The sequence below is a fragment of the Micromonospora sp. NPDC049139 genome, assembly GCF_055586845.1.
Map to the genome: position 1 here is coordinate 129,945 of NZ_JBVJHK010000002.1, position 16,038 is coordinate 145,982.

At 73.8% G+C, this 16,038-nt stretch carries 13 protein-coding genes and 1 pseudogene; 5 read left to right on the forward strand and 9 right to left on the reverse strand.

The features are described 5' to 3' along the window. Nucleotides 1-9: 9 nt before the first annotated feature. The 8 genes from ACZ6Q9_RS04190 to ACZ6Q9_RS04225 form a co-directional block, all read right to left on the reverse strand. Complete coding sequence (locus ACZ6Q9_RS04190; RefSeq protein ID WP_396827709.1) at nucleotides 10-1,491, reverse strand: sugar transferase; 1,482 nt, start codon at nucleotides 1,489-1,491, stop codon at nucleotides 10-12. Between the two features lie 214 nt (nucleotides 1,492-1,705). Then, complete coding sequence (locus tag ACZ6Q9_RS04195) at nucleotides 1,706-3,466, reverse strand: substrate-binding domain-containing protein (RefSeq protein WP_393451076.1); 1,761 nt, start codon at nucleotides 3,464-3,466, stop codon at nucleotides 1,706-1,708. 132 nt (nucleotides 3,467-3,598) lie between these two features. Next, complete coding sequence (locus tag ACZ6Q9_RS04200) at nucleotides 3,599-4,636, reverse strand: lactonase family protein (RefSeq protein ID WP_396827711.1); 1,038 nt, start codon at nucleotides 4,634-4,636, stop codon at nucleotides 3,599-3,601. A 123-nt stretch (nucleotides 4,637-4,759) separates the two neighbouring features. Then, nucleotides 4,760-5,362, reverse strand: a complete 603-nt coding sequence (locus tag ACZ6Q9_RS04205; protein WP_350708658.1) for a GTP-binding protein — start codon at nucleotides 5,360-5,362, stop codon at nucleotides 4,760-4,762. Beyond that, on the reverse strand, nucleotides 5,343-5,732 hold the full coding sequence (locus ACZ6Q9_RS04210; RefSeq protein ID WP_393260926.1) for a DUF742 domain-containing protein: 390 nt from the start codon (nucleotides 5,730-5,732) through the stop codon (nucleotides 5,343-5,345). Before ACZ6Q9_RS04210 ends, ACZ6Q9_RS04205 begins: the two co-directional genes overlap by 20 nt. Then, the gene (locus ACZ6Q9_RS04215) at nucleotides 5,722-6,144 is read right to left on the reverse strand and encodes a roadblock/LC7 domain-containing protein (RefSeq protein ID WP_393260927.1); all 423 of its coding nucleotides are present in this window, start codon (nucleotides 6,142-6,144) and stop codon (nucleotides 5,722-5,724) included. The genes ACZ6Q9_RS04210 and ACZ6Q9_RS04215 overlap by 11 nt, the downstream gene beginning before the upstream one ends. After that, on the reverse strand, nucleotides 6,144-8,828 hold the full coding sequence (locus ACZ6Q9_RS04220) for a sensor histidine kinase (RefSeq protein WP_396827713.1): 2,685 nt from the start codon (nucleotides 8,826-8,828) through the stop codon (nucleotides 6,144-6,146). The genes ACZ6Q9_RS04215 and ACZ6Q9_RS04220 overlap by 1 nt, the downstream gene beginning before the upstream one ends. A 230-nt stretch (nucleotides 8,829-9,058) precedes the next feature. Continuing rightward, nucleotides 9,059-10,549: a catalase gene (locus ACZ6Q9_RS04225; protein WP_396827715.1), complete on the reverse strand. Its 1,491-nt coding sequence runs from the start codon at nucleotides 10,547-10,549 to the stop codon at nucleotides 9,059-9,061. Nucleotides 10,550-10,815: 266 nt separating this feature from the next. Between ACZ6Q9_RS04225 and ACZ6Q9_RS04230 the strand changes: the two genes are divergently transcribed. From ACZ6Q9_RS04230 to ACZ6Q9_RS04240, 3 genes are all read left to right on the forward strand, one after another. Beyond that, a complete protein-coding gene (locus tag ACZ6Q9_RS04230; protein WP_393260932.1) occupies nucleotides 10,816-11,409 on the forward strand; it encodes a hypothetical protein in 594 nt (197 codons plus the stop codon). Nucleotides 11,410-11,419: 10 nt separating this feature from the next. Further along, on the forward strand, nucleotides 11,420-12,469 hold the full coding sequence (locus ACZ6Q9_RS04235) for a hypothetical protein (RefSeq protein WP_396827718.1): 1,050 nt from the start codon (nucleotides 11,420-11,422) through the stop codon (nucleotides 12,467-12,469). Nucleotides 12,470-12,774: 305 nt separating this feature from the next. Continuing rightward, nucleotides 12,775-13,158 (forward strand): hypothetical protein, encoded by a 384-nt coding sequence (locus tag ACZ6Q9_RS04240; RefSeq protein ID WP_393260937.1) that lies wholly within the window; start codon nucleotides 12,775-12,777, stop codon nucleotides 13,156-13,158. Nucleotides 13,159-13,630: 472 nt separating this feature from the next. Here the strand turns inward: ACZ6Q9_RS04240 and ACZ6Q9_RS04245 are convergent. After that, a pseudogene (locus ACZ6Q9_RS04245) lies at nucleotides 13,631-13,702 on the reverse strand (hypothetical protein); the annotation flags it as partial. A 433-nt stretch (nucleotides 13,703-14,135) separates the two neighbouring features. On the opposite strand from ACZ6Q9_RS04245, the gene ACZ6Q9_RS04250 reads away from it, so the two are divergent. Together ACZ6Q9_RS04250 and ACZ6Q9_RS04255 are read left to right on the forward strand one after the other, a co-directional pair. Next, nucleotides 14,136-15,227 carry a hypothetical protein gene (locus ACZ6Q9_RS04250; protein WP_396827720.1) on the forward strand — a complete coding sequence of 364 codons (1,092 nt, stop codon included), beginning with the start codon at nucleotides 14,136-14,138 and terminating at the stop codon, nucleotides 15,225-15,227. 1 nt (nucleotide 15,228) lies between these two features. Continuing rightward, a complete protein-coding gene (locus ACZ6Q9_RS04255; protein ID WP_393260940.1) occupies nucleotides 15,229-15,909 on the forward strand; it encodes a class F sortase in 681 nt (226 codons plus the stop codon). Nucleotides 15,910-16,038 lie beyond the last annotated feature (129 nt).

Below are 16,038 nucleotides of genomic sequence, written 5' to 3' on the forward strand. Positions count from 1 at the left end.
CGGGGCGGGTCAGTACGCCCCGCGACTGTTGACCACGGCACCGAAGGTCTTCCAGAGGATCGTCAGGTCGGCCGCGAGCGACCAGTTCTCCACGTAGTAGAGGTCGAGCCGGATGCCGTCCTCCCAGCTGAGGTCGGACCGGCCGCTGACCTGCCAGAGCCCCGTCATACCGGGCTTGACCAGCAGCCGGCGGGCCACGTCCCCGTCGTAGCGGGCCACCTCGGAGGGCAGCGGCGGGCGGGGGCCGACCAGGCTCATCTGCCCGAAGAGGACGTTGACCAGTTGCGGCAGCTCGTCCAGCGACCACTTGCGCAGCAGCCGGCCGATCCGGGTCACCCGCGGGTCGTCGCGCATCTTGAACATCAGGCCGTCGGTCTCGTTGCGGGAGGCCAGCTCCGCCAGCAGGGCGTCGGCGTTCACCACCATGGTGCGGAACTTGTAGACGCCGAACTCCCGGCCGCCCTGCCCGACGCGGGTCTGGCGGAACAGCACCGGCCCCCGGCTGTCGAGCTTGATCGCCAGCGCGATGACGGCCAGCAGCGGCAGCAGCAGCGTCAGGGCCAGCGAGGAGGCCGCCCGGTCGACGAAGCCCTTGACCAGCTTGCGGGCGCCGCGGAACTCGGGCGCCTCGACGTGGATCAGCGGCAGGCCGGCGACCGGCCGGGTGTGGATGCGCGGGCCGGCGACGTCGGTCAGCGCGGGTGCCACCACCAGGTCCACGCCGGTGCCCTCCAGTTGCCAGCCCAGCCGCCGCAGCCGGGTGGCGGTCAGCTCGCCGGAGGCGGTCACCGCGACCGTGTCCGCGCCGATGGCGGTGGCGGCCTCGGGGATGCCCCGGAACGAGCCGACCACCGGCACGTCGCCCAGCCGCTGGGCGACCGGGGCGAGCAGCGCGTCGGGGATGCACGCGCCGACCACCTGGTAGCCCGCGTACGGCTCGCGGCGCAGGGTGTGCACCAGCTCCAGCACGTGCGCGGTGTCGCCGACCACCAGCACCTTGCGCGACCAGCCCGCACCCCGGGACCGCGCCCGGTGCAGCCGCTTGCGCGCGGCGAACCGGGCCACCTCCAGACCGACGGCGCCGACCGCGAACGAGATGCCCAGGAAGCCCCGGGAGACGCCGACGTCGGCGATGTAGCCGACGATCGCGATGCCACCGGCGAGGCGCAGGCTGGCGGCGCTGACCCGCCGGTACTCGTCCGCGCCGTACCCGAGGACCCGGTCGTCGTAGCAGCGCAGCACCCGGAGCGAGATCAACCAGGCGACGACGAGCCCGGGAGCCACCACGACGTACGGGACCTTCGATCCGCCCGGGGTGTCGCCGCCGAAGCGGGCCACGTACCCGATGAGCACGGCGATGGTCAGGATGATGGTGTCCAGCACCACCAGGGAGCGGACGTAGGCGCGCTCGTCGGTGCGGGCCGCCTGCCCGGACCACGGCTGGTCCGGCGACGCCGCTCGGGCGGGGGTCAACAGCGTCGCCGAGGTCACCGGCCCTCCCCACTTCGCATGCCGACGGCCCCGGTCGTCGACCGGCCCGTCGCGGGCCGGCCGCGGAGCACTACGACATCCTGCCCCGACAACCACGGTGGCCGATTGCTTCCGACGTATTGCCGTCACTTTTCCCGACGGACCCAGCGGCGGGAAAGGGCCCGCGGTACCGGATCCAACGGTACGACGGGCCCTGCGCGCCCTGCTTCGTCACTCAGGCCGGGGCCTTGCGCAGCGCGACCGCCCGGAGGAAGATTTCGCCGATCTTGGTCGGGTCCTCGGTGACGAAGGCGCCGCCGCCGGTCACGTCGGTGATCGACTTCAGCTCGGCCTTGCTGACGTCGCCGCCGATACCGATGATCACGACCTGCACCGGCCGCTCCGGGTCCTTGATCTTGTTGAGTTCGGCCAGCAGCTGCTGCTGGGTGATGCCGTCGGAGTCCTCGTTCTTGCCGTCGGTGAACAGCACGATCGAGTTGACCCGGCCCGGCTCCCAGTTGTCCTGCACCTTCTGGTAGGCCGCCAGCATGGTGTCGTAGAGGCCAGTGCTGCCGTTGGAGGACCGGATCGAGCCGAGCGCCTGCTCCAGCTTGCCGCGCTGCCGCGACAGCGGCCCGATGGCGACCAACTCCTGGTGGTCGCGGGAGCCGACCAACTCGGTGGAGAACGTCCAGAGGCCGATGGACCAGGAGTCGTCGAAGAGGTTCAGCCCGCGCCGGGCCGCCTCCGCGGTGACCTGCTGCCGCGTCGCGTTGCCGGCGTTGGCCACCTTCTCCTTCATGGAGCCGGAGACGTCGATGACGGCCAGCATCCGGCCGGACTGGGTGGCGATCGACCAGCTGGAGAGCGCCCGGTCCATGTTCTGCGGATCGGGCCCGCCGGTCGCCGCGGTGCCGCCGGTCGCCGGCGGGGCCGACGCGCCGCCGGCCGGGCTGGGTGCGCCCTGCGGGGCGTCGAAGCCCGCGCCCCAGTTGCCGTCCGGCGCCCGCAGCGCCTGGGCCGCCAGCCTGTCGCGGAAGTCGGCGGTGGTGAGCACCTCGTAGAGTTCCCGCGCCGCCGACGCCTTGGCCGGCTCGATGCCGGGCAGCACCGCGTACGGGTAGTCCAGCGGCGCGGGCGCCGGCTCCAGGTAGAGCGCGGCCAGCGGCACCGGCGGCTTCTTGCTGTTGTACTGGATCACGTCCTCTTCGGACAGCGCCGCCGCGCCGAGGCTGCTGGCGACCGTCGTCGCGTCCGACGCGGTGGGGAACCGGGCGAGCAGGTCCGGCCGCAGCGCCGAGCGGTCGGTGGCCAGCGCCCGCAGCGCGGCGACCTTGTCCTTCTCGGCGTCCGGGCCGCCGGTGGCGCTGGCGGCGGCGGTCAGCGAGAGCAGGCCGGACAGCCCCGCCGCGTCGCGGGTCGGCTCGACGATGCCGGTACGCAGCGGCTTGTCGCTCTGGACCTGCTGGAGGAGCTGGGTCCAGCTGAACTTCTTCTGCGGCCAGCCCAGCCGCGAGGCGATCGGCACCGGCATCGCCACGACCACCGGGCTGCGGGCGATGGACGCGCCGTTGCCGGGGTCGAAGGCGGTGGCGCCGCCGGTCTTGAGCCGCAGCAGCCAGGTGGAGGAGTCGGGCACCCAGACGTCCGGGCTGACCGCCGTGCCACTGGCCTGCCCGACGCCGGCCAGCGTGACACCGTGCTTGGCGGCGACCGTCGCGGCCACGTCGACCGGGTCGGAGGCCGAGACCTTCACCGCGATGCAGGTCCCGCCGACCGCGGCCCCGTCCTCGACCCACCGCGCGGCCGCCGCGTCGACGGCGGGGGCGAGCTCGTCGGCGACGGCGACGGACAGCTCGATCCTGCCCGAGCAGTCCGGTTGCGCAAGCTGCCGGTAGCCGAACCAGCCGCCGGCCGTCACGGCGAGCACGCCGACGGCAACGGCGGCGGTAGCTGCGTGAACGTTGGAACGCATGCGATGGCGGCCTGCTGACACGCTGACCATACTGCGTACCCGCCTCGGTGGCTGCCACAACCGTTCGGACGAAAGTTACGCAGGATATACACTCGACCACCAAATTGTCGACGACGAGTGACCGCCTCGCCTCGCCGCGTTGATCTGGCCTGGTCAGGGCAGGACGCAGGTGGGGCTGGGCACCGCCACCGGTTCCCCGACCGGGGCCGGCACACCGGTGGCCGAGTCCACCCGGAAGACCCGGACCATGTCGGCCCGCTCGTCGGCCACGTAGAGGTGCTCCCCCGCCCGGGCGAAGTGCCGCGGCCACTCCCCGCCCGTGTCCACCTCGGCCACCAGCTCCGGCAGCTCGCCGGCCAGGGCGAAGACCGCGATCGTGCCCACCCCGCGGTTGGCCACGTAGAGGAAGCGGCCGTCCGGGCCGACCGCGATCTCCGACGGCTGGACGTGCCCGGGCCGGTCGCTGGCGTCGACCCGGCCCCGCTGGTGCAGCGCACCCTCGGCGGTCAACTCGTACGCGGTCACCGAGGCGTCCAGCTCCCCCGCCACCCAGCACCGCCGGCCGTCCGGGTGCCGGGCCAGGTGCCGGGGGCCGGAGCCGGCGGCCGCCCGCACCCGGGGCGCCCGGGGCACCAGCCGACCGGAGGCGGCGTCCAGGTCGTAGCGGTAGATCGAGTCGGTGCCGAGGTCGACCGCGAGCAGCGGGCCCCGGCCCGGGTCGGGGTTGACCATGTGGGCGTGGGCGCCGGCCTGGCGCTCCGGGTCCGGCCCGTGCCCCTCGTGCCGCACCAGGTCACTGCGCTCGCCGGGCACCCCGTCGGGGCCGAGCGGGAACACCGCCACGCTGCCGCCGCCGTAGTTGGCCACGACGAGGTGGCCGCCGTCCGGGACGACCGCCAGGTGGCAGGGCTCCGCGCCCCCGGTGGACCGGGTGCCGAGCGGGGTGAGGTCGCCGTCGGCGGCCACCCGGAAGGCGCTGACCTCGCCGTCGGGCAGCTCGTTGACCGCGTACAGCACCGGCAGCCGCGGGTGCCGGGCGAGGAAGGAGGGCGCCGGGGTGACCGCGACGGTGCCGAGCGGGGACAGCTCGCCGGAGCCCGGGTCCCGCCGCGCCGCGACGATGCCGGTGCCCCGGCCCCCACCGTGTGCCGTGTAGCCGCCGATGTGGACGACCGCGCCCTGTTCCGTCACCGGTTCCACCCTCCGCCGATTCCTCCGTCGATCCAACCAGAGGCTTCCCCCTGTGCCGGCTCCTTGCCCCCGAAAGCCGCGCCGAATCGCGGCCGGTCGACGGGACCGGCCGCGCCGGCGGGCTCAGGCCGCCGGCACCGGCTCGCCGCGCTGCCGGGCCACGTGCTCGACGAGGGCGATCAGCACCTCCTTGCCGGACTGTCGGTCCCGCGCGTCGCAGAGCACCAGCGGCACGTCGGGGTCGAGGTCCAGCGCCTGGCGTACGGTCTCCAGGCTGAACCGTCGGGCGCCGTCGAAACAGTTCACCCCCACCACGAACGGGATGCCCCGCTGCTCGAAGTAGTCGATCGACGGGAAGCAGTCCGCCAGGCGACGGGTGTCGGCGAGCACCACCGCGCCGAGCGCCCCGAAGGCCAACTCGTCCCAGAGGAACCAGAAGCGGTCCTGGCCCGGGGTGCCGAACAGGTAGACCTGGAGGTCGTCGTTGATCGTGATCCGGCCGAAGTCCATCGCCACCGTCGTGGTCGACTTCGCCTCGACGCCGGACAGGTCGTCGGTGTCGACCCCGGCCCCGGTCAGGATCTCCTCGGTCTGCAACGGCCGGACCTCGCTGAGCGCGCTCACCAGCGTCGTCTTGCCGGCGCCGAAGCCCCCGGCGATGAGGATCTTCAGCGCGAGCGGGATCCGGGGAGCGGAACCAGCCTCGTCACAGCGCACGGAGTCCACTGACCACCGCCTTGAGGATGTCGTCGTCGGGCAGGTAGGCGGTGGCCGTCGGCTGGTGCACCGCGACCAGTCCCCGGGCCAGCAGGTCGCCGAGCAGGACGCGGACCACGCCCACCGCGAGGTCCAGCTCGGCCGCCAACTCGGCGACGGGCACCGGCCGGGCGGCCAGCGACACCAGGCGCCGATGCTCGGGGTGCAGCTCCGGGTGGGCGACCGGGTCGGCGGCCGGCTCGGCCAGCACGTACGCGACCAGGTCGAAGCCGTCCGCGGACGACCGGACCCGCCCGCCGGTGAGGGTGTAGGGCCGCACGACGGGGCCGGCGTCGTCGTCGAGCCACTCGTGCTGCGGCCCGGGGGACTCAGCCCGCATCGGCAGCCCCCGCCGCCGACCGGGCCGGGGCGCTCAGGTACTCCCCCACCCGGGTGACCAGCATCGCCATCTCGTACGCCACCAGGCCGATGTCCGCGTCCGCGTCGCTGACCACCGCCAGGCAGGCCCCCTGCCCGGCGGCGGTGACGAAGAGGTACGCCGACTCCATCTCCACCACGGTCTGCCGGACCGCCCCGCCGGCCACCTGCCGGCTCGCGCCCCGGGCCAGGCTCGAGAAGCCGGACGCCAGCGCGCACAGGTGCTCGGCGTCGGCGCGGTCCAGGTTGGTGGAGGAGCCGAGCAGCAGCCCGTCGGCCGACAGCGCCACCGCCTGGCGGGCGGGCGGCACCCGTTCCACCAGGTCGTCGAGCAACCAGTCGAGATCGGCGCTCTGCCTCGTCGGATGCAGCATCAGGCGTCCCTCTCAGTCGCGGTCACGGGGTCCGGTTCCGCCGGCGGCTCGGCCGGCGTCGGGGTCGGTATCGAGGTCGGGGTCGGGGTCGGTATCGAGGTCGAGGTCGAGGTCGGGGTCGGGGTCGGCTCTGCGGCCTGCTCCGGTGTGTCGCCACCGGCCGCCGGGGCGCCGGCGGCCACGGCCGCGTCAGCCGTCGCGCCGCCAGCCGCGGCACGGCCACGGGCGGTGCCCGCCTGCAGGGCGGACATGGCGCGCCGCGCCTCCTCCGGAGTGCGCGGGGCCGGGTTATCGATCACCGGTGGCCGCGGCGTCGGGCCGTCGACGACCGGGTGCCGGGCCGCCGCGGGGTACCCGACCGCCGGACCGCCCCCGGGAGCGTCCGGCGTCGACCGCCGCTGCCAGACGGCCGGCCCGTGACGCCGCACCCGACGCGGCAGCCCGTCGATCTCCCCGGCGCTCTCGGCGGGGCCGGGGCCTCCGGGCACCCGGCCGGCGAGGGCTGGGCCTCGGGACGCGGAGGCGGGCCGGTCCGGGCCGGCGGAGGCCGGGCCCCCGACGCCGGACGCGGACGGGGCCGGGCCGGCGGCACGACCGGGCTGGTCCGGCGCGGCGGGGGCTGCGGCGGGCGCGGCTGTGGCGGGCGGGGCTGCGGAAGGCGGCGTCGCGCCGGGTTCGGCGGCTCGGGCGGTACGGGGCCGGGGCAGCGTGCTCAGCCGGCTCGCCCGGGCCATCCGCCGTTCCTCCGGCGTCGCCCCGGGCTGGCGCTCCGGCGGGGCGACGCCCTCGGGCAGCAGGGGCGGCTCGTCGGTGACCAGGTCGGCGGGGATGAGCACGACGGCGGTCAAGCCGCCTCCGTCGGACGGGCGCAGCCGCACCCGGACGCCGTGCCGGGCGGCGAGCCGGGCCACGACGAAGTGGCCGAGCCGGGCCGTCTCGGCGGGCTCGAAGTCGGGGGACCGGGCCAGCCGCCGGTTCGCGTCCTCCAGCGCGGCGGCGGTCATGCCCAGGCCGCGGTCGGTGACCTCGACGGCGTAGCCGTTGGCCACGTGCTGTCCGGAGACCTCCACCCGACTGTGCGGCGGGGAGAACGCCGCGGCGTTCTCGATCAGCTCGGCGAGCAGGTGGATCACGTCGCCGACGGCCCGCCCCAGCGCGCCACCGGGCTGCACCGCGGCGATGTCGACGCGGTCGTACGACTCCACCTCGGAGATGGCGCCCCGGATCAGGTCGACCATCGCGACCGGGTTGCGCCAGCCCCGCCCGGGGGCGGCGCCGGCCAGGATGACCAGGTCCTCCGCGTGCCGCCGCAGCCGGGTGGCGAGGTGGTCGACGCGGAACAGCTCGGCCAGCTCGTCCGGGTCCTCGGTGTGCCGCTCCATCCGGTCGAGCAGGGCGAGCTGCCGGTGCACCAGCCCCTGGCTGCGGCGGGCGATGTTGAGGAAGACCTCGTTGAGCCCCCGGCGCAGGGTGACCTCGTCGACGGCCGAGCGGACCGCCGTCCGCTGCACCTCGGTGAAGGCCCGCGCCACCTGGCCGATCTCGTCGCCGCCGTACTCCAGCGCGGGCGCCTCCCGGGCGACATCGACCTGCTCGCCTCGGCGCAGGCGGGCCACCACGTCGGGCAGCCGGCGTTCGGCCATGTCCAGCGCGGCCGTGCGTACGCCGGTGAGCCGCTGCGCGAGGGAACGACCGACCCGCAGCGCCACCAGGACCGAGACCACGACGGCCGCCAGGCCGAGCACCCCGGCGGCGGCGAGCCGGACGAGGATGCCGACGGCCGTCGGCACCGACCGGTCGGCGAGCCCGTCGGCCTGGGCCAGCTCGAACTCCCGCAGCGCCTGCTGCACGGCCTCGTAGCTGGCCTGCCACTGCGCCGGGTCCACCGCCGGCCGGGTCGGCGACCGGGCGTCGACCAGGGCGTCCTGCATCGTCCGCAGCCGGCCGAAGACCTCCCCCTCGGTCAGCCGCTGGAACGCGGCGCGCTCCGCATCGGGCAGGTCCGCGACCGCCGCCTCGGCGAGGAACCGCTGGTTGGCGATGGTCTGCACGACCTGGGTGTGCTCGCCCTCGGCGAACCGGCCGGCGGTGAACGCCCCGGCCAGCAGGGCGTCGGTCTGGCCGAGCAGCTCCCGGCTGCGGCCGAGCGCGGTGACGGCGAGCGCCTGACGGTTCAGGTCCCGGTCGGGCAGGTTCGCCATGGCCGAGAACGCCTGGAAGGCCGAGGAGATCATCCCGCTGTAGAGCCCGACCGCGCCGGCCCGGTCGACCTCGCGCCGGTCGATGAACCCCCGCCCGGCGGGCAGCGCGTCCAGCGCGGTGACGAGGTGGTCGAGCCGCGTGTCGAGGTGGTCGCCGGCGGCGTCGCGCAGTTCCTCACCGCCGACCCGGCGGCGCAGCTCGGCGACCGCGCGGTCGGTCCGCTGGCGCTGCTCGGCGAGCCCGGGCGCGACCTCCCCGCCGGCCAGGTGCACCACCGAGAGCCGGCGCTCCCGTTGCAGCTCGGCCACCACCGTCTCGCCGGGGCGGCCGAGGTCGTAGAGAAGGGTCCGGGCGGCGAGCAGGTCGAGGGCCGGCCCGAAGGTCAGCGTCGTGGCGAAGATCCAGAGCGCCAGCAGCGCGGTCACCGGGACGACGACCAGCGCGGTCAGCTTGGAGCGGATCGGCCAGTCGCGGGATTTCAATCAGACCTCGCCCGGAAGGTGTGGCTGCGGGGGCGCCGGCGCCGGCCGGGCAGCGTCCGGGTCGGACGGTCGCGGCTCACGGTGCCGGCCCGTCCGGCGGACGCCTTGGGCAGGATACGTAAATCCCGCCCGATGCACTACCGTCCGTCGCGTCGGGCCTACCGGACAGACGTCCACAGCGGACGAACGCCCCGCCGGGGGCCGGCGGGGCGTTCGGTGGGTGGTGCGGATCAGGCGCCGACGGAGATGCCGAGACCCTCGGCGACCCGACGGCCGTAGTCCTCGTCGCACTGGCTGAAGTGCCAGACCATCTTCTCCTGGATGTGCTTGTCGCACTGTGCCAGCAGGGTGGTCAGGTTGAGGATCAGGTCGTCGCGCTCCCAGTCGGCCATCTCACGGTAGCGGCGGCCCGCCTGGGAGTAGTTGTTCTGCCGCTCGATCGGGGCCTTCATGACCTGGCCGGAGACGAACGGGCGGTACTCCCGGTAGGACTCGTCGGCCTCGCGGAGCCCGGCGACCGAGGACGGCTCGAAGTTGATGTGCGGGTTGCCGCCCCGGTTGTCCACCCCGTACGACATCTGGCCGCCGCCCTGGTTGGTGCTGACGACCACGTCCTCGCGCGGCCGGTTGACCGGCAGCTGGAGGTAGTTCGGCCCGACCCGGTAACGCTGGGTGTCCGAGTAGGAGAACGTGCGCCCGACCAGCATCTTGTCGTCGGAGAAGTCGATCCCGTCGACCAGCACGCCGGTGCCGAAGGCGATCTGCTCGTTCTCGTTGTGGTGGTCGGTGATGTTGCGGTTGAGCGTCATCATGCCGACCGGCAGGTAGGGGAAGTCCTCCTCCGGCCAGATCTTGGTGTCGTCGAGCGGGTCGAAGTCCAGCTCCGGGTGCTCGTCGTCGCTCATGACCTGGACGTTGAGTTCCCACCTCGGGTACTCGCCGCGCTCGATCGCCTCGTAGAGGTCCTTGGACGCGTGGCCCAGGTCGGTGGCCTGGATGGCGTCCGCCTCGGCCTGGGTGAGGTTGTGCTCGCCCTGCTGCGACAGCCAGTGGAACTTGACCAGCACGCCCTCGCCCTCGGCGTTGACCAGCCGGTAGGTGTTCACCCCGGACCCGCGCATGGTCCGGTAGTTCTTCGGGATGCCGTACGGGGAGAACAGCCAGGTCAGCATGTGCATCGACTCGGGCGTGTTCGACATGAAGTCGAAGATCCGGTTCGGCTCCTGGCGGAAGGTCACCGGGTCCGGCTTCAGCGAGTGGATCACGTCGGGGAACTTGATCGCGTCGCGGATGAAGAAGACCTGGAGGTTGTTGCCCACCATGTCCCAGTTGCCGTCGTCGGTGCGGAACTTCACCGCGAAGCCGCGCGGGTCGCGGGCCGTCTCGGAGGAGTCCCGGCCGCCGATGACGGTGGAGAAGCGGATGGTGACCGGGGTCGTCTTGCCCCTGGTCTGGAACAGCTTGGCCCGGGTGTACGTCGACGCCGGCTGGTCGCCGATCGTCCCGTACGCCTCGAACTCGCCGTGCGCGACGAAGCCGCGCGCGTGCACCACCCGCTCCGGGATGCGCTCCCGGTCGAAGTGGCTGATCTTCTCGAGGAAGTGGTAGTTCTCCAGCGTCGCCGGGCCACGCGAACCGACCGTCCGCTGCTGCTGGTTGTTGTGCACGGGGTGACCCTGACGGGTGGTGAGGATCGGCTTGCTGGCCTGCGGGTCGCTCATGGCGCTCCTCCTGATCGGTGTGGTCGCCCCCGGGGCTGCGTGACCCGCAGCCCGGCGGCCCGGAGGCGTTCGACGTCGGTCTCGACCGGCATCACCCCACCCAAGCCCCTTTTCTGGAATGAGTCAAGTTTTTGGGGGCGATCACGCTGTGCGACTCGTCATGCCGGTACGGGGAATGCCGCCCGGTCGGGTTCGTCAGGAAAGTGCCGCGGAACGGGATTGGCGATCACGGAGCGGAGGGAATACCACTGACCGAAGGAGGAGCCATGTCGCCCACGCAGGTAATCGTCATAGTTCTCGTCGTGCTGGTGGTCGCGGCGCTGGCCGTGGCCGCCCGGTCGTACGCCCGCCGTCGGGCGCTGCGGTCGCGGTTCGGTCCCGAGTACGACCGCGCCGTCGCCGAACGGGACAGCCGTACCGCAGCCGAGCGGGAGCTGCGCGAGCGGGAGCGCCGCCACGCCGGGCTCACGCTCACCCCCCTCGCCCCCGAGTCCCGCGCCCGGTACGCCGCCGCCTGGGAGGAGATCCAGGTCCGCTTCGTGGACTCCCCGGCCGAGACCGTGGGCGACGCGGACGAACTGGTCACCCGGCTCATCGCCGAACGGGGCTACCCGACCGGCGACTTCTCCGACCAGATCGCCCACCTCTCGGTGGAACACGCCCGCACGCTGGGCCACTACCGCGACGCCCACGAGATCCACCTGCGCAACTCGCGCGGCGAGGCCAGCACCGAGGAGCTCCGCCAGGCCGTCGTCCACTACCGCGCCCTCTTCGCCGACCTGCTCGGCCAGGAGCCGGTCGGGCACCGGCCGCCCGAGCAGCGCAGTCCGGACAGCCAGCACGACGTCACGAGCCGCTGAGGAGACCGCGATGCGACAGGAAGAGCAGCGGGTGGGCAACGAGCACCCCGAGGCCGTCCGCTCCACGCCGGTGCCGGTGCCGCCACCCGGCGACCAGGCCGGCCGCGCCGAGGTGCCCGAGGACGCCCTCGACGACCGGGGCACGTTCGACGACCCGGCCGTCGCCGGCGAGCGCGCTCCGCGCCGCGGGACGGCCGACGACGAGCGGTCCGGCGATCGGGACGCCGACGCGACACGGTCCCGCGACCGGGGCGCCGGCGCGGCGCGCTCCGGCGGCCGGGACGCCGACGGCGGTCGGCCGGAGTTCCACGAGCCGGGTCCGCTGCCGACGGCCTTCGGCGCCACCACCGTCGGCGACGCGGTGGCCGCGTCCGCCCTGGCCAGCCCCCGCCCCGAGGACGAGGTCGACCCGCGTACGGAGTCGACCGCGCGGCCGGGCGACGGGGCCGTGGACGGCGCCCGGGAGGGGCGCCGGGCCGACCCGACCGCCGAGTTCCGCGGTGCCGGTGAGCGCGGCGAGGGCCGACCCGACGAGCGCGGCGGGTCACGGGGCGGCACGACCGTGCTGCCGCCGGACGCCGCCGACGGTGGCCCCGAGCGCCGGACCGACCTGTCCGGCTGGACGGGCGACGCGGAGACCGCCGCGGCCGGCGGGCCCGGGTACGGCAGCGCCACCCCCGCCATGGTCGACCCCGACGCCGAGCACGCGTCGGCCGGGCGCACGGGTGCCGCCGCCGGCTCGCTGGAGTCGGCCGGGACGTCCCGGCCGGCGGGTTCGACCGTCGCCGCCGAGCCGGCCACGCTCTTCGACCCCACGGCGGCGCAGGGTTTCCGGGACCGCTGGCGGGACGTCCAGCTGCGGTTCGTGGACGACCCCCGCGCGGCGGCCGGGGAGGCGCAGTCGCTGGTCGACGAGGCGATCCAGGCGCTCGCCTCGGCGCTGTCCGCGCAGAAGAACAAGCTGGGCGGCTGGCAGGACGCCGGCTCGGCCGACACCGAGCAGTTGCGGATGGCGGTCCGCCACTACCGCGACTTCCTCGACCGCGTGCTCGGCCGCTGACCGCTCCCACGGGCGCCCCCGGTCGGACCGGCCCGAGGGGCGCCCGGCGGTGCGCCCGTGCCGGCCGCCCCGCGCCGATCGCGTGCCCAGAAGGCGCAGGGTGTCCGGATCAACCTCTCGGCCGGTCTCGGCATGCCTGTGTTCGGCGTGTTGGTGCTGCTGCGGCAGTGGCGCAACCCGGCCGAGCGGGCCGGAGACCCCCGACGAGACGCGCTGAACCGCCCGGCCCGCATCCGGGCATGGGCGCCGCCACGCGGGGTACGCCGGGAGGATCAGGAACCACCTGCCGGCAGGAGGGCAGCCACATGACGGATCGTGACCGTGACCGACCGCTGGAGGAGAGCCCCGAGGTGGCCGCGGCGGTCGAGGACGACACCGGCATCCCCCAGCTGATGACCGGCGGCGGCGCCGACCGGGACACTCCGTCGTTCGCGGAGCCCGGTGACCAGCCACGGGGCGGCGCGCCGACCGACCAGCTGATCGGTGACCCGTACGCCGCCGGCACCGGGGCCACCGGCACCGGCACGGGGGCGGCGCCGGACAACATCCGCACCGGCGCGGAGCAGCCCTGGGAGCCGGAGGACCTGGTGGCGGCCCGGGGCCAGGACCTGACGCCGGAGAACATCGAGCGGGCCCGCCGGGACCTGGCCGAGCTGGGCCGGGCGGCGATCGAGAGGACGGTCCCCTGACCTCCGTACGTGATGCCCCCGGCTCGACCATCGAGCGGTCGGGCCGGGGAACCCCGCCGGAGCGCCTCACCCACTGCCAGCGGCGGGTGGGCGCCGGTGTCAGGAGAGCGGCGGTACGCGTCCCGCAGGAGCCGCGTGAACTGCGCGGGGAACCAGTCCCCCGAGATCGGGGAGTCCGGCAGGGCCCGGACTCGTTGCACCAGGCCAGCATGCCGATGTCGGCGTCCAAGCCCACCTGGACCAGCTCGTAACGCCTGGGCGAACGACAGCTCGTCGATGCCCTGACTCCAGTCGATGCCCTGACTAGCGCACGGTCCGGCCGTTCACCGTGTCGGCGACCTGACGTACGGCTCCCGCAGGGCCGAGTGGTTGGCCGATGAAGCCGCACCTTGTCCACGGTGCTGCCACAGGCGACCGCGGCGCTCTTCGGCATGTCGGCGGTCGGGCCGATGTTGCTGTCCCAGCCGATCCAGCCGTGCTGGGCGGCGTCGATGTGGTTGTGGGCGTTGCCGATCGCAGCCAGCTTCGCCAGGGCGTACCCGATGCCGTTTGACGTAGGCGCCGTTGGCCTTGACCGTGTCGCTCATGGCGGTGCCGCCGGGATGGCCGGAGGTGCCGGTCACCAGATTCGGCGGCGGGTCGATCTCGATGATGTCGACGATTCGCGGGCCGGTGCACTTCGCGTCGCCCTGTGGTCCCGGACGCCCGTCGCGCCGTTGGAGCTGCTGTCCGCGGTCCCGTTGATGGCGGCGATCCGGTCGAGCCACACGGCGGTCCGCTTGTTCGACACCCGGTTGCCGCCCCGGGGCGAGAAAGCCGCATAGCACTCGAAACCGGGCATACCACGCCTGTCGTCCGCATGCCCAACATAGGTTAAAACACGAATCTTTCCCTGCATAACTCATGAAACGGTCTAACGTCGTTCGTAGCTCGGTTGCCACCGAGCCGAGGACAACAGGGATGGAGTGACGCAGGTCATGGCAAACAAGATGCTCGGGAAGGTCGTTGCGGGCGCTGCCCTCGGTGGTGCCTCCCTGCTCGTGTTCACGCCGGGTATCGCGTTCGCGGACGGCCACCACGACGAGGGCAAGGTCTACGCCAAGCCCCACGTCGTCAAGGCGGGCGAAACGGTCAAGCTGCTCGAGGTCTGCTCGGAGCGCCAGGAGCACGCCTACGTGTGGTCCAAGGTCACGGGCAAGGTCAAGCTCAAGCCGGCCGAGGACCGCGACGACTGGCGCGGGGAGGAGGGTTCCGGCGACCACGACAAGGGCAAGGACCACGAGGGCAAGGAGCACGACAAGGGCAAGGAGCACGAAGGCAAGGAGCACGACAAGGGCAAGGAGCACGACAAGGGCAAGGAGCACGACAAGGGCAAGGAGCACGACAAGGGCAAGGAGCACGACAAGGGCAAGGACCACGAAGGCAAGGACGAGACCGCCAAGCCGCAGCCGTCGAACAGCTACGGCCAGGGCGGCGGCGCCGCCGACGAGGGCGACTGGAAGGGCTACGAGCACGGCCAGGACGCCGAGGGTGGCCGCGAGGGCGAGGACCGCAAGGGCGAGGACCGCAAGGACCACGACAAGTACGGCTCGGACGAGCGGGGCGACAGCGGCCGCGAGGGCGAGGACCGCAAGGACCACGACAAGTACGGCGAGGACAGCTGGGGCTCGGACCGTGGCGACAGCGGCCGCGAGGAGGACCGCAAGGACCACGAGGGATACGGCTCGGACGAGGGCGACTGGAAGAAGGACCACGAGAAGAAGGACTGGTCCGACGAGGAGTCCCGGAAGGACGACAAGGACCGCTGGGAGCACAAGCGTGACTTCGTCTACTACGGCGAGGCCGAGGTCTCCGAGGACGCCAAGCCGGGCCGCTACGAGCTCAAGGGCTCGTGCGGCGAGGGTGAACTCGTCGTCCTGCCGCGCGGCGGGGTCGACGGCGGCGACGGCGGTGCCGGCGCCGGGACCGACCGGGGCCTGGCCGCCGGTGGGGCCAGCCTGCTCGGCGCGGCCACCCTGGGCGGCCTGGTGCTGATGCGTCGGCGTCGGACCGATGAGTCGCTGGTCTGACATGACGGCGAGACGGGCCGGCGGCCGTCACGGGAAACCGTGGCGCGCCGCCGGCGCGGCCGCCATCGTCCTGCTCGCCATGGTGGGCACCGGCATGATCGGCGCGTCGGTCATGACCGCCCCCGCCCCCCGCCCGCCGCAGCCCCTGGCGCAGGCCGGACCGGCCACCTCCGGGCCGGGGCGCGACGGCGCGGACCCGGACGTCGCCGGGGCCGCCACGGGGCTGACCCGTTCCGCCCCCACCACGATCAGCATCCCCCGGATCGGGGTCGACGCCTCGATCATGTCGCTCGGCACCAACCCGGACGGCACCGTCCAGGTGCCCCCGCTGGAGCAGGCGCAGCGCGCCGGCTGGTACGAGCCGGGGCCCAGCCCGGGGGAGGTCGGCAACGCGGTCATCGTCGGGCACGTCGACTCGGCGAAGATCGGGCCGGCGGTCTTCTTCTCCCTCGGCGCCCTGCAACCCGGTGACACGATCATCGTCACCCGCGAGGACGGGCAACGGGTCACGTTCACGGTCGAGTCGGTGAAGGCGTACCCGAAGACCGAGTTCCCGACGGAGCAGGTCTACGGCCCCAACGACCGGCCCGGCCTGCGGGTGGTCACCTGCGGCGGCGTCTTCGACGAGGCGGCGCGCAGCTACCCGGACAACGTGGTCGTCTTCGCCTCCATGACCGCCTGATCCAGGCCCCACAGCCGGCGGGCGCACGGTCCCGGCCGGGCGGTGGCGGCGGCATCCGCCACGTCGTGGCCGCCGGTCCCGCGGCACGGCAGCGAAACGGGGCACACCCTGGAAGACGACGACGCGGTC